This window comes from Janthinobacterium sp. 344 (genome assembly GCF_900112025.1).
GTDB lineage: Bacteria > Pseudomonadota > Gammaproteobacteria > Burkholderiales > Burkholderiaceae_D > Janthinobacterium.
The window spans coordinates 1-20425 of sequence record NZ_FOKL01000008.1 but is presented as its reverse complement, the minus strand read 5'-3'; the positions used below and the strand labels follow the sequence as shown (position 1 = coordinate 20425).

The 20425-nt window shown below is 57.2% G+C and carries 17 protein-coding genes and 1 pseudogene; 9 read left to right on the top strand and 9 right to left on the bottom strand.

Features of this window, described 5'->3' with window-relative positions; translation table 11 throughout:
• Nucleotides 1-26 precede the first annotated feature (26 nt).
• The 7 genes from BM193_RS20435 to BM193_RS28495 all read right to left on the bottom strand — a co-directional run bounded on the left by BM193_RS20435 (nt 27) and on the right by BM193_RS28495 (nt 6776).
• Nucleotides 27-791 (bottom strand): VirB8/TrbF family protein, encoded by a 765-nt coding sequence (locus BM193_RS20435; protein ID WP_092800425.1) that lies wholly within the window; start codon nt 789-791, stop codon nt 27-29.
• Nucleotides 788-3325 carry a VirB4 family type IV secretion/conjugal transfer ATPase gene (locus tag BM193_RS20430; protein WP_092800428.1) on the bottom strand — a complete coding sequence of 846 codons (2538 nt, stop codon included), beginning with the start codon at nt 3323-3325 and terminating at the stop codon, nt 788-790. The genes BM193_RS20435 and BM193_RS20430 overlap by 4 nt, the downstream gene beginning before the upstream one ends.
• Nucleotides 3322-3633: a conjugal transfer protein TrbD gene (locus tag BM193_RS20425; RefSeq protein ID WP_092800431.1), complete on the bottom strand. Its 312-nt coding sequence runs from the start codon at nt 3631-3633 to the stop codon at nt 3322-3324. Before BM193_RS20425 ends, BM193_RS20430 begins: the two co-directional genes overlap by 4 nt.
• Before the next feature lie 2 nt (nt 3634-3635).
• Nucleotides 3636-4031, bottom strand: a complete 396-nt coding sequence (trbC, locus tag BM193_RS20420; RefSeq protein WP_092800434.1) for a conjugal transfer system pilin TrbC — start codon at nt 4029-4031, stop codon at nt 3636-3638.
• Nucleotides 4032-4074: 43 nt separating this feature from the next.
• The gene (gene trbB / locus BM193_RS20415; RefSeq protein WP_092800437.1) at nt 4075-5034 is read right to left on the bottom strand and encodes a P-type conjugative transfer ATPase TrbB; all 960 of its coding nucleotides are present in this window, start codon (nt 5032-5034) and stop codon (nt 4075-4077) included.
• Nucleotides 5035-5232: 198 nt separating this feature from the next.
• On the bottom strand, nt 5233-5610 hold the full coding sequence (locus tag BM193_RS20410; protein WP_092800440.1) for a transcriptional regulator: 378 nt from the start codon (nt 5608-5610) through the stop codon (nt 5233-5235).
• Between the two features lie 161 nt (nt 5611-5771).
• Nucleotides 5772-6776 (bottom strand): hypothetical protein, encoded by a 1005-nt coding sequence (locus tag BM193_RS28495; RefSeq protein WP_139176268.1) that lies wholly within the window; start codon nt 6774-6776, stop codon nt 5772-5774.
• Between the two features lie 181 nt (nt 6777-6957).
• On the opposite strand from BM193_RS28495, the gene BM193_RS20405 reads away from it, so the two are divergent.
• The 8 genes and pseudogenes from BM193_RS20405 to BM193_RS20375 all read left to right on the top strand — a co-directional run bounded on the left by BM193_RS20405 (nt 6958) and on the right by BM193_RS20375 (nt 17408).
• Nucleotides 6958-7518 carry an STM3941 family protein gene (locus BM193_RS20405; protein WP_092800443.1) on the top strand — a complete coding sequence of 187 codons (561 nt, stop codon included), beginning with the start codon at nt 6958-6960 and terminating at the stop codon, nt 7516-7518.
• A 503-nt stretch (nt 7519-8021) separates the two neighbouring features.
• Nucleotides 8022-8141 (top strand): annotated as a pseudogene (locus BM193_RS29150) (IS5/IS1182 family transposase); the annotation flags it as partial.
• A 389-nt stretch (nt 8142-8530) separates the two neighbouring features.
• The gene (locus tag BM193_RS20400; RefSeq protein ID WP_092800446.1) at nt 8531-10669 is read left to right on the top strand and encodes a hypothetical protein; all 2139 of its coding nucleotides are present in this window, start codon (nt 8531-8533) and stop codon (nt 10667-10669) included.
• Nucleotides 10666-12603: a tRNA 2-selenouridine(34) synthase MnmH gene (locus BM193_RS20395; protein ID WP_092800449.1), complete on the top strand. Its 1938-nt coding sequence runs from the start codon at nt 10666-10668 to the stop codon at nt 12601-12603. Before BM193_RS20400 ends, BM193_RS20395 begins: the two co-directional genes overlap by 4 nt.
• Nucleotides 12604-12612: 9 nt before the next feature.
• On the top strand, nt 12613-13632 hold the full coding sequence (locus tag BM193_RS20390; RefSeq protein ID WP_092800452.1) for a hypothetical protein: 1020 nt from the start codon (nt 12613-12615) through the stop codon (nt 13630-13632).
• 643 nt (nt 13633-14275) lie between these two features.
• Nucleotides 14276-15640 carry a DNA (cytosine-5-)-methyltransferase gene (gene dcm / locus BM193_RS20385; protein WP_092800454.1) on the top strand — a complete coding sequence of 455 codons (1365 nt, stop codon included), beginning with the start codon at nt 14276-14278 and terminating at the stop codon, nt 15638-15640.
• Between the two features lies 1 nt (nt 15641).
• Entirely contained in the window at nt 15642-16124 is a 483-nt protein-coding gene (locus BM193_RS20380) for a very short patch repair endonuclease (protein ID WP_092800457.1), read from the top strand.
• A 135-nt stretch (nt 16125-16259) separates the two neighbouring features.
• Complete coding sequence (locus BM193_RS20375) at nt 16260-17408, top strand: hypothetical protein (RefSeq protein WP_139176269.1); 1149 nt, start codon at nt 16260-16262, stop codon at nt 17406-17408.
• 126 nt (nt 17409-17534) lie between these two features.
• Here BM193_RS20375 and BM193_RS20370 read toward each other — a convergent pair whose 3' ends face one another.
• The gene (locus tag BM193_RS20370; protein ID WP_092800463.1) at nt 17535-18776 is read right to left on the bottom strand and encodes a type II restriction endonuclease; all 1242 of its coding nucleotides are present in this window, start codon (nt 18774-18776) and stop codon (nt 17535-17537) included.
• Nucleotides 18777-18796: 20 nt separating this feature from the next.
• A complete protein-coding gene (locus BM193_RS20365; protein ID WP_254786337.1) occupies nt 18797-19681 on the bottom strand; it encodes an HNH endonuclease in 885 nt (294 codons plus the stop codon).
• A 441-nt stretch (nt 19682-20122) separates the two neighbouring features.
• Between BM193_RS20365 and BM193_RS28990 the strand changes: the two genes are divergently transcribed.
• The coding region (locus BM193_RS28990; RefSeq protein ID WP_217638507.1) for a hypothetical protein at nt 20123-20425 on the top strand (303 nt) is incomplete at its 3' end.

Here is a 20425-nt window from a genome sequence, read left to right as displayed (position 1 = left end):
GGGGATGGGTTGCATGGCTGGCCTCCTCAGAGCTGTTTTGCCCAAGAAAAATCGCGGACATAGATGCCCAGCGGGTTGTTGCGCAGCTGTTCTTCCGTGGTCTGGGGCGTGGCGGCCACGGTGTACACGGTGAGCAGCGCGCGCATGCGGAATGGCGGCGCCTTCAATACGCCCTGGCGGTCGCGCACCGTTTCCGTCCAGTCCACCTGCCAGGTATCGGCCGTTTGCGGCAGGGCGGAAATGATCTCGGTGCTGACGGTTTCCCTGGCGGCCCGCTTGAGCGGGCTGCTTTCATCGGTGCCGTTCAACCATTCGTTGGCCTTGGCCGTCGCCGGGTCATTGGCCGCCAGCATCGAATACAGCCGGTAGACGGCCTTGCGCTGCAGCGCGATGTCCGGCGTGACCAGGCGCGCGTCGCCCACGAACGACGCGACGGCGGCGCGCACCACGCGCTGGTCTGCTGCCGCTGCCTGCTGCGCCGGTGCTACCGCCACCGGCTGACCCAGCTTGTCGACCTCGACCACATAGGGCACGAAGCGGGACTGGCTGGCGACATGGACCATGCCGCCGACGGCAGCGAGGGCGACCAGCAGCGACAGCACGGCCAGCAGCTGCCAGGCCTGGCGCGAGGACGCGGCCTGGGCTGCGTGGTCGTTCCAGGTGCGCCGCGCGGAAAGGTAGGGATTGTCGCTTTCGCCGCTGCGCCGCCCGCCGTCAAGGAATCCGTCCTGTGCAGGCGCCTTGCGGCTTCCGGCCGTGCGCAGCGATCTGAATATGCGGGCAAGGTTCATGCTGCGCCTCCATAGTCGTTGAGGTTCAGTCCCCGGCTGGCCAGCCATGCGCCGGTCCACGCAGCGCCGTGCCTGGCCTCCAGCGCCTTGACAGCCGCCACCGACTCCTTGTCCGTGGCACCGACGAAGGCCATGGCCAGCGGCCCGAGCGCCAGGTCGTACAGGCGCCGCCCATGCTCTGATACATAGTAGTACTGGCGCTTCGGGATGGCCGTGGCGAGGATCTCGATCTGGCGCGCGTTCAGTCCCATGCGGCGGTACAGCACCGCCGTGTCCTCGTCGCGCGCATACACGTTGGGCAGGAAGATCTTGGTGGCCGTCGATTCCACCATGACGTCGAGGATACCCGAGCTGGCTGCATCGGACAGGCTTTGCGTGGCCATCAGCACCAGGCAGTTGGCCTTGGCCAGCACCTTCAGCCAGACCCGGATGCGGGAGCGGAAGGCCGGGTGGCCCAGCGCGAGCCATGCCTCGTCGATGATGATGGCGGCGGGCTGGCCCTGCAGGCTGCGCTCGATGCGGCGGAACAGGTACAGCAGGGTGGGGAGCGCATATTTTTCACCCATGCCCATCAGTTCCTCGATTTCGAACACGGTGAAGTCGGATAGCGACAACCCATCCTCCTCGGCGTCGAGCAGGTGCCCCATGCTGCCGTCGACCGTGTAGGGGCGTATGGCCTGGCGCACGGCTTCATCCTGGATCGTCAGCGCGAACTCGGACATGGTCTTCGCGCCGCTGGCATGCATGCTCATGATGGCGTTGCCGATTTCGTTGCGCTGGGCGGGCGTGGTGTCGACATTGTTCAGGGCCAGGATGGTGTCGATCCACTCCATGGCCCAGGCGCGGTCGCTGCGCGTGGCGAGGAATTGCAGCGGACAGAAGGCAAGGCGGTCGCCGTCGCCCGCCACCGTGTAATGACTTCCGCCCATGGCTTTGGCCAGCGGATACATGGACATGCCCTTGTCGAAAACATACACCGACATGCCCTGGTAGCGTCGCAGCTGCGTGGCGATCAGGCCGAGGTGCGCCGACTTTCCGCTGCGCGTGGGGCCGAACATCAATGCGTGGCCCAGGTCGCGCACATGCAGGTTCAGGCGGAACGGCGTGTCGCCATGTGTCACGCAGTGCATCAGGGCAGGCGCCAGCGGCGGATACAGGGGGCAGGGCGCCTTGTCCAGTCCTGTCCAGATGGTGCTCGTGGGGAGCAGGTCGGCCAGATTCATGGTGTTGATCAGCGGGCGTCGCACGTTTTCCACGCCGTGCCCGGGCAGGCTGCCCAGGTAGGCGTCCATGGTATTGACTGATTCCACCCGCGCCGCGAAGCCGGTGCGGTTGATGGCTTTCTCGACCTGGCGCGCGGCCGCGTCGAGCTTGTCCCGATCCTCGTCCATCAGGATTACCACGCTGGTGTAATAGCCCTGCGCCACCAGGCCGCTGTTGACCTCGGCGATGGCCGCCTCCGCATCGGCCACCATCGACAGCGCATCCTGGTCGACGGGGCCGGTGCTGGTGTTGAATACCTGGTCGAAGAAGCCGCGTATCTTCTGCCGCCACTTCTTGCGGAACTTGTCCAGGTGCCTGACCGCTTCGTGGGCATCCATGAAGATGAAGCGCGAGGACCAGCGGTACTCGCATGCCAGTTCGCCCAGCGCAGTGAGGATGCCGGGCGTGGACTCCAGCGGGAAGCCCTCGATGGCGACGGCCTGGATGAACTTGCGGCCGATCCTGGGAACGACGCCGCCGAACAGTTCCTGGCCACCGATGATGGCATCCAGGTACATGGGATTGCGGGGCAGGATGACCGGATGGTTCAGGCCAGTGACGCAGAACTGCAGCCAGCGCAGCAGCGCGTCATGGGTGGCGCTGCTGCCATCCTCGCCAGTGACCTGCGTGCCGTGCAGGCGCTCCAGCGCCACGGCCGACGACAGGCGCGACTCGATGCTGGCGCATTCGCGCCTGAAGAAATCGATCAGGCCCTGCGTGCGCGCCCTGTGGCCGGGCGCTGCCGCCTCATCGTCGAACATCAGCTCGACGAACCTGCTCTGTGCCAGCAGCGGCGGCAGATAGGTGGCGCTTAGCACGAAGTAGCCTTCATACATGGTGCCCATGCCTTCGAACAGGCGGCGGCGCTCTTCGTCAATGGCGGCGGACACCGGATCCGGGAAGTGGGACAGGCCCGCTGGCGCGTAACCGGGCGCGGGCCGCCGCACCGCGTCGACGTGGATCATCCAGCCGTTGCCCAGTCCAGACAGGGCCTGGTTGATGCGGAAGGAGACCAGTTCGCGCTGTTCTTCCGTGCTGCTGGCGTTGTCCCCGCCTCGGTAGATCCAGGCCGCCATGAAGGCGCCGTTCTTGCCGACGATGATGCCATCGTCGACCATGGCGGCATAGTTCAGCAGGTCTGCCAGCCCTGCATCGCGCGAGCGGTGCTTTTTCAGCCGCATGCCGGCGCCTGCCGCGCGGATGCGCGCGTACAGGATGGCCAGCATCAGGCAGCCGCACGCCGCCATGGCGATGGAAATCGTCTCGGTCATTTGTACTGCCTCCCCTGGCTGCCCGTATTGACGCGGAAGGGAGTGCTGCGCGCGGCATAGTAGCGCCGGTAGCGGCGGTGGCGCAGGTACACCTGGCGTAGCCGCGGATCGTGCGCCGCCATCAGCCGGCAGGCGAAGAGGGCGCCCGTCCACAGCAGCAGCCCCACCACCGATGCCCGCAGCTCCTGCGCGCTGAAAATGAGCGCGAAGGCCAGGAGGCCGGAAAACATGACGAGTTCCCGGTCTCCACCCATGAACAGGTTGTGCCGGTTGCCTGCCCGGCGGACGGGGATGGCGCGCAGGGCCATGGCTATGCCATCCGCGTGCCGGTGCAAAGAATGGCATGGCGGATGCCGCCGCACAGCGCCTCGCCTGCCGCCGCGATTTCTGCGCCGCGCCCGAAGAAGGTGCTCATCACGTTTTGCGCACCCACCAGCAGCGCCATTACCAGCACGATGAAGATCAGGGTACGGAAGAAACCATTCAGGTCGCCGCCGAAAATGAGCACGCCGCCGGCGATGACGATGCCGATGATGGACAGCGCGAACGCCACGGGGCCGGTGACGGAGTTGCGCAGGTTTTCCAGCCAGCTCTCATAGGGCAGCGAGCCGCCGGTACCGGCCGCGGCGTGGGCCTGGTACGGCAGGGACAGGAACAGCAGGATAATCACGGCAGCGCACAGCCAGACCTGCGCCTTGGCGTGCATGTGGCCCGGCGGGCCAGGCGGGAATGTAGGCATCGGGAGCTCCTCAGGGTAGGTGGGTGAGATAGCGGCCGTCCGCGTAGCCGGAAACCTCGAGGATTTCCTGCACGCGGCGGCCAGCGGGGGTACGGGCGATATGCACGACCATGTGGACCACCTCGCCGATGAGTGGCTCAATGTCGGCCGGGGCCGATGCGTTGCGGGTGATGAGGGACTTCAGGCGCACCAAGCCTGCCGCCGGATTGTTCGCGTGCAGGGTGGCGGCGCCGCCCTCGTGGCCTGTATTCCAGGCGTCGAGCAGGTCCAGCGCCTCGGGGCCGCGCACCTCGCCGACCAGGATGCGGTCTGGACGCATGCGCAGGGCGGCCTTCAGCAGGGCCGTCATGGAGACGTCGAAGGAGGTGTGGTACTGCACGAAGTTCTCGGCGGCGCACTGGATTTCCCCCGTGTCTTCGATGATGAAGACGCGTTCGCCGGGATCGCAGGCCACCATTTCGTTGATGATGGCGTTGACCAGCGTGGTCTTGCCGGAGCCGGTGCCGCCCGTGACGAGAATGTTGCGGTGGCCGGCCACCGCCTGCCGCAGGACGTCGCAATGGTGCGCGGTCATGGTGCCGGTAGCGGCATACTCGTCCAGCGTGTAGATTGCCACGGCCTTCTTGCGGATGGCAAAGGTGGGCGAGGGGACGACGGGCGGCAACTGGCCTGCAAAGCGAGAGCCATCGAGCGGCAGTTCGCCTTCCAGAAGGGGCTTGCCGCGCGTGACTTCCTTGCCATGGTAGCCCGCGACGGTCTTGACGATGGCTTCGGCCTGCGCCGCGCGCAGGGTGCCGATGCACTGCATCCGTTCGCCGAGCCGCTCCTGCCACAGCCTGCCATCGGCATTGAGCATGACTTCCACCGTGCGCGGATCGTTCAGCGCGGCCATCAGGAGGGGGCCCATGTCGCGTTCCAGCTTGCGCCGGGCCCGGTCCTTCAGCGTGGAAAAGTCTTCGGTTTCAGCCATGATCGGTACACCCCTGTTGCATTTATGCCATGCCGCATATGCAAAGGATATATCGTAAAAAAACGGCTGAATTAGACCTAGCGCAAACCCTATCGGCAAATTTCTTGATGAGTTCGGTGTTTAGTGCGCGTATTGCTTGACTATTTCACGCAGGATATGGATTTCCGGCGCATTTTGCGCCTTGGGCGCTACCTGGCATCAGCCGTCTTCCGGTTTGGCGCCAGTGATATGCTTGCGGTTCGCATCATTCCACTGGCGCACCTGGAATGCCTGGTATTCCGTGAGCACGGCTGCCACGCGCACGTAGCCGGGAGGCAGGCTGCTCGGCGCCTTGCCGCCGGCAAGCATGTCCAGCGACTCCTGGTCAAGGTCGGTAATTTCCAACAGGGCGGGGAGAGCGACGTCAAGAGCCCTCGCAATCGACTCCATGATCTTGAGCGAGGGATTGGCCTTGCCGTTGGTCAGGTCGGACAGGAACGATACCGACATGCCCGCACGGTCGGACAGTTCGTTCTTGGAGATGCCCAGTTCGTCGAGCACGCGCAGGACGTTGGTGAAGAAGATTTGGTTGTACACGGTGGCTGATATCTTGGATTTATACTCTTGGATTATGAAAAAAGTGTCAGGATGGGAATTTTCTCGTGCACTGATGACGTTTTCATTGATAAGTCACATTTACACAGCTTTCATACCAGGGGTGTTTGCGTATGGCTGTGCATCAAAAAATTGGCAGGTTATTATGGGCTGTCAGTAAGTGTAGGTTTTGTGGTACTGGTTTTTTTCGCGACAGGTTTGAGTACCAAGTTGTTGAGCGACGCGATTTCAATCCTGTAGCCTGGACGCTTATCTTTAGCTTTGATCATACCCCAGCAATATACCTTGAGATAGTAATCTGGCTGTTGCGCCTGAGTGAGCTTGTGCAGCATGACGGCCCCACCGCGGTGCTGATTTATACGTGCCAATGGGAGCTCAATATCAAGCGACTGGTTGCCTAGATGCTCGGGGAGTTGGTCGCAATCATCAAGAAAATTAAGGTAAAGTCTAGTTGGCTTGGCTGGTGGCCACAGGCTGATACGGGCGGCACCATACAGAATCCGGTGACCGTTTTGTTCTTCTGTGATCCAGGCCGGGTTAGTCACAGCTTGACGATAGCTCAATGTTTTTCCTGAAATTGCTACCTGCTGAACCTTTAATTGATCAGCGTTAAATTGCAGCCAGCAGTCGACGAATCGCTCCAACCGAGACGTGCTGCTGTAGCCATCGCTGATTCTATTACGTTCCTTTTGCGTAGCTTGATCTGCGGCAGTTGGTACAGGTGTAAGAATGTTAGTTCCAGACTTCCGTTGTTCTGGACTCCCCCGCAATGTGTCGGACTCGGCGGGCCGGAATATGTCTACGACATTAGTTTTCTTGGCACGTGCAACGCGTTGCTGAGACTCGTCCGTTGTTGGCTCTGCTAGAGACAGGCCAGTTTTTTCCTCAGACCAAATGCAAGTTTCTAAGTGTGCGTTTGCCTTAGGAGCACGAAAGTGTGGCTGGCGGTACTTTTCCGTTTCCTCTGCAAGCCGGTGGTAGTTGACGCCAGAAACTAATGGATTTTTGAGGCGGCGGCATTCCTCATCGGAGCAGCGGAATGTAAATCGTTTTCGACTGCTCGGTGGGTTATCGAAATAGGCACTCTGAGCTTCATAAATATCGACTGTGTCGTCCAATTCGACGCAATAGGCTTGCAATATTTCCATTTTACAATCCTTGATTGACGGGCAAAAAACGGCCTTAAAGATAATGAATGTTGTTATAGGGAGTGACGATATTCTATTATTGTATGCTGGAGAAGTACTATGTGAAATAGCTCCTTGATTCACCAGACACAGCCCGACCAGTCGCGCATTTCAAACCAACCAAATTCGACCGGAACCTACGATGGACTTGCTGATCTACCCTAAAAAGTCAACTATTGTGTACTTGACCGCCGGGTCCGCCTTGTTCACTACTTGCTCTTTGGGATTATTTTTTTTCGCTGACCTCGGCTTGTTTAAGCAAGCGGGGCTTGTGGCGGGTTTTCTGTTTTTCGGCCTGTGCACCTATTTCTGGGGTAAGAAGGCGCTCAATTCCAGACCTTCCATGGTGATCGGCGACACCGGTATTGTCGATAACGCATCCTCGATTGCAGTTGGACCTATACCTTGGCGCGACATCGTCGCGCTACAGGTGCTGCTGGTCGAGGGACAGCGGTTCCTTGGTATTGATGTGTGCGATCCGCAACGTTATGCACAGCGAGCCGGTGGCGCATTGGCTCGCTTGGCCGTGCAATCCAACTTGAAGAAAACGGGTTACGTGGTGCTGGTGCCGCAGATTTCCCTGGCGATGCCCTTAGAGGAAGTCATCGGCCACATCGAAACCCGGCTCGGCCGTACCGCTACGCGCGATGCATTTACCTGTCAAAAAGGCATTGCTCAGTCCATCCTGGAGCTCGTCCTGTAAGTAGCCGGGGCCGTACATTCCTGGTACATGTGCCTTGTGCCGCGGACTGGTATACGAACGCTGGTATTTTTACCTCAAAAAAACCGGCCGCGCCAGAATAGGAGTGCCTGAACCTTGCGATGGGGTCGGCAACGGAAGCAAGAACGTGTATTCATACGGGCACCAACTGGCCGCGGGCAAAGCGTAGTGGAAAAAATATAGCTGTAGCATTTCGTTGATGGAGAGAGATATGCCAGTATTTCGAGCTCGTATAGCGGCACGATGATTCAGCCATACGGAACGCTGTGGGCGCTGGACTGGCGCGTGTCCCGATCGTGCGTAAGTCGTTCGGTAGAAAAAAGTGGGTGACTGCGGTGCAAGAATCTGACGGCGCTGGTTAGGGATAAAGGCATTGCTAACCTGATCGACTGGCTATCCGCCGGTGGGCGCAGGCGTGGAAACTGACAAGCCATTGCCACATCGGCATGGGACGCGTTCTGATCCCTTCGGACAAGGGCGGCAACGTCGAGTGTGCGATCAACCGGTTAAACAACTTCCGCGCTATCGCAACGCGTTACGATAAACGCGGCCATAACTTCTTTACTACCGTGCTGGTAGCACCAATTATATTGTGGCTTGCCTAACATCAGTCAGATAGACCCTGGAAGGTCGAGTTCCCAGCCTGTCAGGTGTGATTCCATGATAATCATATCGCTGGTGGTTGCGCGGAATCGAAAGCGCAACCGCGAGCCAAGAAGAACCGTGTCCGACGCGTACAAACCAGTATTTAAATTGATCAAACGCATATTTGGTGAGAATTCACGCATACTCATTGGAATATAATTGCTGTGGTGAAATCTTCAACTCTTTGCCACCATTGCACCTGAGCGAGAATTAAACGACCTTAACAGCGGCACGACCGCTTAGCCCGACTAGCGAAATTGGTCCATTGGCCAATAGCCGACAGCTCGCGGACGTGCCCGATCTGTGGGGAGCTTACACGCCATCTTATCCATCCACAATTGGCCTCAACATGATCTTGCAAACCCCTGAACTGCTCCTTTCTGAAATCAACCAGGCAATGCGCGAGCTGCGCGGCGCCGCCAGCGTACTGGACAACGCCGACATCGACGCCCAACTGCTGCCCGTCATGCGTCGCCTGACCCTCGCGGAAGTAATGAATGATCGCTGGCTGATTGCGATCGGCGGTACTCAGAGCGCCGGTAAGACTACCCTGGTCCGCACCTTGTACGACCTGAGCAACGACAATCCCTGGCTGCCTCCAAACGAGGGGCAGGGCGAGACACTACCAGTACTGGTCGAGGAAAGCAGCACACACGACGCACCCCAGGGCTACGCGTTGGTGCTGGTACCCGCCACCGATGGTTCACGCCATTTCTCAATGGGGGAGAAGGAGCTGAAGGCTCCGGACTTCGCCAAAGCTTGTCGGGGAGGATTGCCGGAGGTACTGCTGCCCGTGCTACGCGTACCGCGGCGCTACTTCCAGAATGACGGGCAGGCGCTGCTGCTTCTGCCGGGCTACGAGAAGCGTACGACCAGCAACGGCCCTTGGCAGGACTTGATGCGCCAGGCCCTGCTGGGGGCAGCCGGTTGCGTTATCGTTACTGACGCAACGCGCCTGGCCAGCCAGGTGCAACAGGAGGTCGTCAAGGACATGCTGGCCAATGAGCTGCGCACCGTACGGCCACTGGTCGTGATCGCCAAGACCGAGTCGTTTGGTAACGACGAAGTGCGCCTGGAAGAACTGCGCCAGACGGCAGTCACAGGATTCGCGCTGAATGGAGAGGATGCTGCGCGACAGATATTTTGCGCTGGTACTGTCCCCGAGTGCCTTCCGCGCTGGCTTCCCGCATTTACCGCTGCCCTGCGCGACATGTCCGTTGCCGGTACTGCGTCGCGTCAAGTTCAGCTGGCCAGGCTGGAGCAGACGCTGTCCGAGGACCTCACGGGTGCGCTGAAAGAAATACGTACGCATGCGACCTTGTTTTTCCGTCACCGCGGGGGGGATGACGGAGGTCAGGAAACGCTGAAAAGCTGCCTGGACGTGTTCGACGAGGCCTGCGCCACCCTGCGCGTCCAGCACCAGGAGATGGTCAAAAACCTGTCTGGGGCTCATTACGGCAAGGCATGGAATGACATGCGTGGTCGCCTCGTACGCGACCACGAAGGAATTATGAACAAGATTGTGAATACATTCGACACCGTCACCGAAACCCAGAGCAGGCTCGAAAACAACGTGCTCGGTGCCTGGGGCTCGGTGGGCTCGGTGCTTGAGCAGTACACCGAAGGTCTCGGCAAGCTTACCGCGAAGGCGGCTGGGCCGGAACTTCCCCAAGGCGTAATGCTGCCATCGACATCGCCGCTGCAGCGCCTTGGCTATCTGGACGACAAGAATCATGCGGTACCGGCCCCGTTCACGAATGAAAAAGTGCAATCGAACCTGCGCGCCCTGATGCAAAGCCGCGCTGGAGAAGTCAGTTCGGGCCCGACTACCCGCGAGCTTGAGAAAGCGGCGGCACTATTGCCCGTGATGGTACTGGAATACACGAGGATCGCTTCCGTCTTGCCGCAACTCGTGCAAGTCAGCGGAGCCACGCTCGACAAGATGCCCCAGGCCGACCTCGGCAAATCGGTCGAGAGCGTAAATAAGCAGTTTTCCGATTTTTCCGACTCGTCGCGTGGCATCCTGAAGGGTATCGCCGCAGTCATGGCGGTGGATGTCGTCACCGATGGACATGCGGACATCATCAATGACCTACTGGCGGCGCTGGGCATGGGCGGCGGGGGGGCTGCCCTGACTGTGGGCGGCGCGGTGGCGGCGGTCATCGCAATCGGCTTTGTTGCGCACAACGCGGTGCAGGAGGTGAAGCGTTACGACGGGCAGGTGAGCGCGCTGGCCAACAACATGCTGCAGAACACGCGCGACCATCACCTGGTCCATTTCGGCGCGCGTTACGACGAGTTGATGGCCACAGTGCGCACCCACCTTAAGCAGGGCCTGCGTCGTCGCTACGGCCTCGACCAGCGCCTGATGGAGCAGGACCGTCTGGCCAAGGCCCTTGCAGACGTGCGCATATTGCAGCGCGATCTATTGTCGCAATTGTCCGGTTCGGGCCAGACGCTGGTGCTCTTCGAGCAAGTTGCGGCATGACCGCAGGTTTTCCTGCACCGGCGCCGCTGTGGACGGGCCTGGAGGCCGACAAGCTTGAATGGGCCTACCGCGCCTACCGCCGTTTCATTGCACAGCTGAGCCCGGACGTGGGCGCGCACCTGACGAACGGCGCGGTAGACGAAGAGCCCTACGTCGTGGTCTTCGGCAGGACCCAAGTGGGCAAGACTACTCTGCTTCTTGAACTGATGGGATTGGACGCGCCGGCACAGGTACGCGTCGGCAAGGTGTTGCGCGGAGGCCGCGAACAGGGCAAATCGGCCACCGCCACCACGATGGAATATCGCCGTTCGCCCGATCGCGACTGGTATCTCGATGACGGTGCCGGAAAGCGGCACATCGCCACGGACGAGGAGATGTGCGCAGTGCTGGGAGAGCTGCGCCTGAAGATGAGCAAACGGCACTTGCCGGCAGAATGGCCGATCGTGGTATCGATTCCGGAGGACTGTTTTGCCGGGTGTTCGCATGGCGGCATCGGCACCCGGATGCTGGACTTGCCCGGCGACAGTCCGGCGGACCCGGTAGAACAGGAACACGTCTCGCGTATGGCGAAACGCTATGTGCCGCATGCTGACCTCATCCTGCTCGTAGGTCGTGGCGACGATTTGACCTTCCTCGATCCCGAGGCGCTGACGCTCCCTGGCATTGAGGACTGGCAGTTTGTTCCAAACCGCTTTCGCATTGTCACCACGTTTTCGTTCACTCCAGATACGGTGCGCGACTTCGCGCGCGATCACCCGGGAAAACTGAGCCCTGAACATGTCCGCGAGCGCCTGCTCGCGCAGATCGGGACTTTCAAGCGCCCGCTGGCGCCCGAAGCAGCGAAACCGGAGCGTTTTTTTCCCCTCGAATTTGGCCAGTCATGGCAAACCATGCTGAGCAACGACAGTCGGTTTGCCGCTCGAGTACTGCCCGTGGTCGAGGCATTGAAGGCGCAGCTGCACCAGGATATTCGTGCTTCAGCCAACGAAGCGGCGCGATTTCGCAATGCGCTCGATGTGAACTTTGTAGCCAAGCGCAAGCGGGCTGCCTGCATTGCATCGGGCAAAATGGAACTGGCCGAACTTGCCGAGCGCGCTGCAAAGGCCGAAGCGGTTGCCCTGCAGGCCGCCGAGAGCGAGCGCAAAGCTGCCCAGCAGTGCGAGGCATTACAGTCAGTGCTTGACCTTCGTGACGCGGCGGCGGAAGAACTGCCGTCGGCGCTCGCCTTCGATCCGGCCGAACATGTCGATCGGGTGGGCGGCGTCGCAACGAACACCAGTGCTTTGTTCAGCCGAATCAATGATTTCACGTCATGGCTGCGCCAGCAGTTCCTCGAGAAGGTACCGTCCAGCGGGAAAGCCAGGAAATTCTGGGGTCATTCCCGTCCTGACATGGGTGCCCATATTGCCAAGGTCAATAGCATTGCAGGAGACGAGTTCGCCGCTCTTCGCGCGCGCATGAGTGACTACTGGAGTGACGAATATTATCCCAGCGTGTCGGACAGCTTCACCACCGACAAGTCCCGGCTGAAGCAGGATATGTGCGATGCTGCAGAAAAGGCGGCCAAGCTCGCTGAAAAGCTATGGCGCAAGCAGATCGCCACCCGTGTCGCGGAACTCGAGGCGCAAGCCGCAGATGCGGACAGCGAACGCGTCGGCATGCACCAGATTGCAACGCGACAGCGTGCCACCCTGAAAAAGCTCGAGATGCAGAGGATCAAGGTACAAGACGAGATGTGTGAAGCGGTGACGCGTCTCGACAGAGACGCTGACACTGCGGCACAGTTCGCCATGATGCTCGACGAGGAATACCTGGTTGAACTTCGAAGCAGGCAAGCGCGGATAGCGGCCGCCGCCGACCCTGCCGACGCTTTGTTCACCCTGCTGTCGGTACACGGCATCGCCGAAGAACATAGAAAAATTACGCTTTCCTAAGGTCCAATCATGAAACGCGACGCACACAAACAACACGAAGAAATCCAGCGCGGCATCAAGGAGCAGGAGCAGGCCATGGCGGAACTCCTGACACGCGTGATGAAACACCCGCTCGATCCGCTGTACAAGACGCTCGGCGAGCTCAAGATGCAGCTTGACGCCGTCCAGCAGGCCAATGCGAAAGCGGCACAAGCCGTGGAGGCTGGGCTAATCGACGCACTGGAAGGGCAGGGCACGCGCATGAACCGCCGATTCGGTGAAGTCAGGGACGGGATGGACGTGTTGAAAGAAGATCTGGGCCGGCACACTGCGGGTCAGGCGGAACGCGACGGGATTATGCAGGAATTTCTGCTGCGGGCTGACGGCATGCTTGCGCAACTGGACACGAAGGCTGATGCAGCAGGTACGACCATTATCGAGATGGGACGCGACTTTACCCGCGTCGAGGATGGACTCGGCGCAGTGCGTGCACAACAGCTGGCAGTCGCCAATCAGCTGAGTCAGGAACTGGGCGGCGTGGCCGTAAGGCTCGAGCAGGGGCAGGCACATCTCGACGAAGGTTTGGCAAAAACGGCGACGATGCTTGAGAAGATTGACATCAAGACGCGTGCTACCTGCGACAATCTCGCGGCAGCCGCACAGGTCGTTGCCAAGGTTGACACCGACCTGGGCATCATACGCGACCAGGAACACGCGGCGGCTGACCAACTCAACCGGGAATTGAACGGACTGACGCAAAAACTCGACCATCAGCGGACCCAACTATGCGAACGGATCGATACCTTGCACCCGGGGCTCATGCCGCATTTCGAGTCGCTCGCCGCCGTGATCGACGGGGCGGCCAAGGAAGTCGCTCGTCAGCACCAAGCCATGTCTGAAGCCCAGCAGGCACTGGTCACAGCCATCGTCCAGCAGCAACTCGCACTCCAGCTTGCTCCGTTCCAGGCCCGAACAAAGTGGCTGACCGCGGTATGCGTCCTGAGCTTCGCTTCTACATTGGCTCTCTTGGGAATGCAGCTGTTCCGATAGGCGTCTCTTGCGTGATTCGTTGGAAGACTGACTGCTGGCGCCTCACCCCTGCATACAAATCTTCAGCCCGACGGCTAGTTGTACGCTTAAAGATTAACTTCTTTAACAGAGAGTGCGCCTTGCGGCCCTCGAATTACCGGCGATTGGAGGCGCGTACTAAAGATATGGGGTTCCAAAGCGAGGCGGTATCGTCAACCGAGTTGCTTTGGTGCTTTTTGCAATCCAAATCTGCCCGTTTTCGGCAGTCCTGACCGACTGCGGCCGCCGAGGCGACCGCGCGGGCGGGAGTGCAGGTTGACTACGTCGAGTCGGCGCGGGCGGCGTTATCATATCCCGATGGTAATAGTATCCAGGCCTTCATCGTTATGGATGTGCGGAGATGGCTACATTTAGTCTGTTGCGCCGGCGGGGCGACCGCTTTATTCTCTTCAATGGCATCGACTTGGCCAAGCCGCGCTACAAAGCGACTTAGCAGCAGGTATCCCGCAGTCCAGGCTGGCCCGTAGACTGTATGTAGTGTGATACTGGGTTAATATACAGTACAATGTCCGCTTGTCGGCGGAATTTTCCCTCGTTGGCTTTTTAGGCCACGATCGGTAGAATGCTTGATTGGTTGTTATACAGATTTCCGAGAAGAGAACACATGGAACACAAGAGTGAAGATCTGGCGCTGCTGTCGCAGGTGTTGGAAAGCTATGACCTGAAAAGAGTGGCTGAGGAGCTTAACCAAATTTCTCCAGGGACATGGTCCAGAGATTCGCTCAAGCTTCTGATGAGCGGCAAGACTGATCAGGCGTTGAGTGAGGCAGAGTTCCTGCAGCTACGCAGCCTGTTGCCGCAGCCGCCATCACGCCGTAAACCTGCAGAATTTGATTTTATCGATCTTTTCGCAGGCATCGGTGGCATCCGGCGCGGCTTTGAAGATGCGGGCGGGCGCTGTGTTTTTACCAGTGAGTGGAATCCCTATGCGGTCAGGACTTATAAGGCGAATCACTACAGTGATCCAGCTTACCACAAGTTTAACGCTGATATCCGGGAAGTTACGCTCAGTGATAAAGAGGATGTTTCTGAAGGTGAGGCTTATCGTCATATTGATTTGGAAATTCCTGATCATGATGTGCTTCTTGCGGGATTCCCGTGTCAGCCCTTTTCAATTGCCGGTGTTTCGAAGAAGAATTCGCTGGGCCGCAAGCATGGTTTTGAGTGTGATACGCAGGGTACATTGTTTTTTGATGTGGCGCGTATTATCGCTGCCAAGCGACCTGTTGCCTTTGTTCTGGAGAACGTCAAAAATTTAAAGAGCCATGATAAAGGAAATACATTCCGTGTGATTATGAAGGCACTTGATGAACTGGGCTATTCGGTTGCAGACGCTGATAGTATGGGTACTGACGATCCGAAGATTATTGATGGCAGCCATTTTGTTCCCCAGCATCGTGAACGTATTGTGCTGGTTGGTTTTCGCAGGGATCTCGATGTTCACAGTGGTTTTACGCTGCGCGATGTGGCCAGGCATTATCCAGAGAGGCGCCCGGCTTTAGGCGACATACTTGATGCTAAATATGATGAAAAATATGTCCTGACTCCGAAACTGTGGGAATACCTCTTTAATTATTCTATTAAGCATAAGGCAAAGGGCAATGGTTTCGGATATGGCCTGGTCAGGCCGCACGACATTACCCGCACTTTGTCCGCACGATATTATAAAGACGGATCTGAAATTCTGATCGATCGTGGATTTGATCCTGAACTTGATTTTAATCATCCGTTAAATCAGAAAAATCGTCCTCGCCGGCTTACTCCGCGCGAATGTGCCCGCCTGATGGGGTATGATGCGCCTGGCGAATCTGCCTTCCGTATGCCGGCTTCGGATATGCAGACTTATAAGCAGTTTGGAAATTCTGTTGTTGTTCCGGTATTCCGGGCAGTGGCAATGTTGATGAAAGACAGGGTCATCAAGGGGAAGGTGGCTGCTGAGAAGTTAAAGAGCGGCCGTTTAGCAGCCTGAAATGACCGATGTTCACAGTCCGGAACGCCGCAGTAGAAATATGCGGTCTATCCGCAGTAAGAACACTGTGCCGGAGATGATGTTGCGAAAGCTGCTGTTTTCCCGCGGCTTTCGTTTTCGTTTGCATGTCGCAGATATGCCAGGCAAGCCGGATATTGTGCTGCCTAAGTATCGCGTTGCTGTGTTCATGCATGGTTGCTTCTGGCATGGACATGGCTGTTATCTGTTTAAACTCCCACAGGTAAGGAGGGAGTTCTGGGCTGAGAAGATCGGGCAGAATCTTGAGCGGGATTTACGTGCAATGCAGCAGCTTCGCGTGGGAGGCTGGCGTGTTCTGGTTGTCTGGGAGTGTGCCCTCAAGGGGCGACTGAAGCAGGCCCCGGTTGCTCTTGGTGACCAGCTCGAAGCATGGATAAGGGATAATTCCCCAGCGCCGGAAAGTCAATTCCTGAGTGTATCTCATATCGAGGTTGCACCGCCCTGATCTGAGAAATACCGATGCGGAATTGACAGGCTCTGCTGACTGAGCCACCTGACCGTCAGCCAGAAATTATCGCGAGAAAGGGCAGTTGACCCTTGAAATGTAACCCGTTTTACTTATAGTTCTGATAATTGCTGCATGAATGAAAAGCATGAATTGATCCAGGGAATTCTGGACCTTGAACGAAAAACAAAAAAGCGCGTTCCGGGATTATTGTTTGAAATATGCTTTTCGACCAGCTTATTTTTTCAGCTCGAAAGCAGGCACAAACTTGGATCTCCCGAGTTTGGCTGGCTCTACATAAAGGCCGCTTCGAAAGACCAGACGCGACACTGGTTCAAGGTGTATAAGTCTCGGCCGGTGCTTTCGGCGACTGCGCAAAAGTTTATTGATAGCCTTCCGGCTGAGCATCGGTATTTTTCCATTCAAATTATTGATGTCCGTTTGCCAGGTCAGTTGGAGGCAGGAGCATTAAGCGTCGATATCATGGAGTTTTCTCCAGGGGGCCGAATACCGGAGAAAACAGAGCTGGCCCGCAAGTATGAGACAGAGATTGTGGCCGCAATAAGGCGGGGTCTGGGGCCGCGGGGCTCAAGGGCCTTTGCGCTTCAGGAGTACGCCGATTGGTTCGGGGACATGAGCGTTGATGAGCTGGAGTTGCTGTTCGTAACCCGCTGCCTCATGAATTTCGGGCTTCCCAGCCCCGGAGATGTTGATATTATTGCAGTTACTGAGGCAGGGAATCCGGTAGTTGTAGAATTTAAGAGAAAGAATCCTGCACTCGGGCGGTTGACACACCTTGGCGGTCAGACAGCATGTCCGCATGATCTGGTAACTGATGCATTTGAGATCGCTGAGTGTCTCTTGTCCGCAAGGTCGTCTGAGGAGGCTCAGGAAATCTTTTCCCGCGAACGTTCAGCCCGTAATCTGGAATGGAGCCGGAAGAGCTGCTTTGGCCTTGATCTGGTTCACTACAGGACACTGCAGCTTTGCGATGAATGCGGTGTGGGATTCAACTATTTTATATGGGACTGGACGAGAGAGCGCGGCGGGCAAAAGCAATGGGCCGCCATTGATGACCTGGCGAACGTCCTGAGTCCGTCATTGTCCAGAAAGCGGGACACGCACGTGGTTTTGCTTGACCTGAAGCCTGACAACGTATCTGGCCTCACATGGACCTTCGGCAGTGATTCCGGCTCGTACACTGACAGCGTGCGGGTGCAGCTCACTTTTGACTTTGAGGGCAGGCACGTTACCCGGATGGCGAAAAAAGCTCAGTCTTCGTAAACCGGCATGCGGCAGCCGCCCAACGCACAGACTTGACCTTTCATGTGATGCGCGAAGTGCTCCCGCTCAGACGCTGCAGCATATCCGCCGTTCGCACAAATCAGCGCGTTGTTGATGAGATAGATCCTAGGGTTGCCTCTGATGCAGTAGTGCTATGAAACTGGACAGATTCATCAGCCATTCACGCTGGCTCTGGCTGTATGTGTTATGCAGTTGTTGCGGTACTACCAGCTGCAGATTTTTGCTGGCCATTTCGTCTGTTTGTTGCCCCGATATTGCTGGTTCCAGGGTGATCAGGTGCTTGTGCGAAATACGGTCGGCTTCGGCCAGTACCTGGCGCCAGCGATCTTTGCAGGTAGATTTGACCCCGAGCATAGTCAGTTGCTCCGCGGCGAAGTCAGTATTGCTGTATTCCGCGACGCCCGGGAACAGGAAGTCTGGTTTAGCTTTGTTCTCGGTCACCGCAGTACGGGTGAAGCGTACCCCGTTAGCAGCGAACAAAACCTCAAGATGGTTTTCAAATGCCAGGCCGACGCGGCTTTTCCGCCTGTTCTGCACAGATAAAGAAAACTTCATAAAGCCCTCTACATCAATGCCTGTGCCAGCGTCGCCAAATCCGGATGCCAGCCGGGCTGCAATGAGATGTGACTCAAGCGTGCGGAAGAGAATTTCCTCCTGCTCCATCCACGCCATGAGCACATCATCCGGAGAGTTCTTTGGATCAACGTGGGGCAGGGTTGAGCGCGCGTAGGCGGAGAATTCACGCGTCGTGGGGAATTTAGGTCCGAATTTCTCCAGCATAATGTCAAGGTAGGCAGGCGCTGTCGTTTCTACGGCGATGCCTATACTCTCGAGAATGATGCGTGAGGTAAACTCAATGCGGTCGCGCTGTTCATCCAGCTCAGATTTGACGAAGAATCCGGATTGATCAAGATTAGCTGTCCCAAACAGCCACTCGATCTGGCTGCCAATGCCAGAGTCTTTCTCAGCAATAATCACCAGCAACCGACCGTTCTGCTGCTTTGCAATGACAAGAAGATCACCGGCTGCTGCCATGCCGGATGCTCTGGTGGTTGGGAAATACAGGCGATATTCCCAGCGATTGACCCCGCGCTGCAGCCGGGCTCTCTGGCGCGCGTCATACCAGGTAAAAATACTTTCTTCCGTCGTGGCGCTGTCGTCATCATCGTTAAGGTAAATGGTATCTGCCAGATACCTGACCTTTCCGTCTGGCTCCCCCAGGAGCGCGCGTAAACCCTCGACCCCGTTGAATTCGTGCTGGTTTGATGTGAGGATGTCTGCTTCGACACGGCTCAGACGTTTTACTGCTACTCCTTCGAAGTATTGGGACAGATATCCTTGTTTCATATTCTCTTTTTTGGTTTGCTCTAAGGAAATAATTTTCCGGTGATGTGATGCTGAAGTGTGGCCCGCAGGGTTGTTCGCTCTGCGCCGGAGTGAAGTTCCCGATGGCAATGAGGGCAAAGTGCTGCAACGTTAAGCAGACTGTCGTCTCCACCTTCGCTCAGAGAGACGAGATGATGTACCTCAAGGTAAAAACTCCCGTCGTCTCTTGTGAATAGCTCATGGCGGCAGTCCGGTAATTCACACTGATTGTCTGCGCGTACCAATGCCGCCAAAACGACAAATGGATTCCGTCTGAATTCGATACGTGTAGTTGCTCGTTTTTCTGGCACGCCAGATGCAGCCTGAGCCCTGGCAATAATGGTCTTGCGGGTACATCTTTGTGCGACCTTCACGATGAGGTTTTCATCGGCCGTCAGGTTGCCGCTCACTTTAAGAGTGAACAGCTGGGTGCCAATGTTTCCAATTAAGACTTCATCTCCTGTTTCCAGCCAGGCCGTAATAAACGCTTGCCCCATGCGCGGTTCAGGCTGGCGTTTTGCATCCGTGGATCGGATGGCATGGTAATAGCCGCTGACGACAGTGGTACGGGCGTCGTCCAGCAGGACAGTTATGTTGAGTGGTGGTGCCGGACGGCTTTTCGCGGGACGAATACCGGCCGCCAGAATGGCCCGGCGCTGTGCGGCGTTGGGGACATAGGCGTGGTGGCTCTTATCGGTTTTGCTAACTGCCTTGATGCCAAAATTATCAAAGATACTCTCCCAGTTCGTCGCCATAAAAGCCTGCTGTGTGACCGTAAATTTATCTGCTGTTACCTTAACAATATGAAATGATTGAGTCAAGGCAAGTTTGTTTTTTGCTAGGGCTGACAGGTGTGCACTCTCAATCAGCTGGCGGGGCGTCAGCACTGGCGGTTGCGAGAATCTGTGACGTTTCGACAGGTATTTTCATGCTCACTGTTCACCACATTGCGAATCAGGAAGAGGTACTATGCCCAACCAGTATCAACAACGTCAAAGGCGACGATCTGACTTTCAGGGATAAGCGTGACTACGCTATCATGGTAATTTCAAGGAGTAACGACGAAGACTAGTGTTGAAAAAATATTCTTATGCTTTGGCGTAGTGGTCGTAGGAAAACCCCACGGCCGCTGGATTGTTCGATGAGAAATTTTCTGGAAGCTAATTTGGCCGAAAGGATATGGATATTTTTGACGTCCACTCTCCCTTTAAGTAATCCGGCTTAAATGCAGCTATTTAATAAAATGGATCGTCGCTTGTTTTTCTTTTGTGGGCGATTTGATATGAAATGCTGGTCCGAATGATGAACAATATGCGATCTCTAGCGGGATGTTGAATTTTTATATATGTATTGTATTTTTGTTTTTAATGTGTTATTATGTTTTTATGGGCTGTAATGTCGCTTCCCCACCGGCATGCAGTCCTGACCATCAATCCGAGTCTAATCAGCTTACGGAAATAGGTCCGGTAAGCCCAAGTGTTCATAATGAGGTGGGGGAAACTAGCAATTGTGATTGTGAGTTAGCTTCAAAAAAAGAAGCGGTAGCTGAGGCAAAAGCGGTAGCTGAGGCAAAAGCGGTAGCTGAGGCAAAAGCGGTAGCTGAGGCAAAAGCGGTAGCTGAGGCAAAAGCG

Bases quoted from the DNA above. Each gene is read 5' to 3' on its own strand.
- BM193_RS20435 (WP_092800425.1), bottom strand. From the start codon at position 791: ATGAACCTTGCCCGCATATTCAGATCGCTGCGCACGGCCGGAAGCCGC.
- BM193_RS20430 (WP_092800428.1), bottom strand. From the start codon at position 3,325: ATGACCGAGACGATTTCCATCGCCATGGCGGCGTGCGGCTGCCTGATG.
- BM193_RS20425 (WP_092800431.1), bottom strand. From the start codon at position 3,633: ATGGCCCTGCGCGCCATCCCCGTCCGCCGGGCAGGCAACCGGCACAAC.
- trbC (WP_092800434.1), bottom strand. From the start codon at position 4,031: ATGCACGCCAAGGCGCAGGTCTGGCTGTGCGCTGCCGTGATTATCCTG.
- trbB (WP_092800437.1), bottom strand. From the start codon at position 5,034: ATGGCTGAAACCGAAGACTTTTCCACGCTGAAGGACCGGGCCCGGCGC.
- BM193_RS28495 (WP_139176268.1), bottom strand. From the start codon at position 6,776: ATGGAAATATTGCAAGCCTATTGCGTCGAATTGGACGACACAGTCGAT.
- BM193_RS20405 (WP_092800443.1), top strand. From the start codon at position 6,958: ATGGACTTGCTGATCTACCCTAAAAAGTCAACTATTGTGTACTTGACC.
- BM193_RS20400 (WP_092800446.1), top strand. From the start codon at position 8,531: ATGATCTTGCAAACCCCTGAACTGCTCCTTTCTGAAATCAACCAGGCA.
- BM193_RS20395 (WP_092800449.1), top strand. From the start codon at position 10,666: ATGACCGCAGGTTTTCCTGCACCGGCGCCGCTGTGGACGGGCCTGGAG.
- BM193_RS20390 (WP_092800452.1), top strand. From the start codon at position 12,613: ATGAAACGCGACGCACACAAACAACACGAAGAAATCCAGCGCGGCATC.
- dcm (WP_092800454.1), top strand. From the start codon at position 14,276: ATGGAACACAAGAGTGAAGATCTGGCGCTGCTGTCGCAGGTGTTGGAA.
- BM193_RS20380 (WP_092800457.1), top strand. From the start codon at position 15,642: ATGACCGATGTTCACAGTCCGGAACGCCGCAGTAGAAATATGCGGTCT.
- BM193_RS20375 (WP_139176269.1), top strand. From the start codon at position 16,260: ATGAATGAAAAGCATGAATTGATCCAGGGAATTCTGGACCTTGAACGA.
- BM193_RS20370 (WP_092800463.1), bottom strand. From the start codon at position 18,776: ATGAAACAAGGATATCTGTCCCAATACTTCGAAGGAGTAGCAGTAAAA.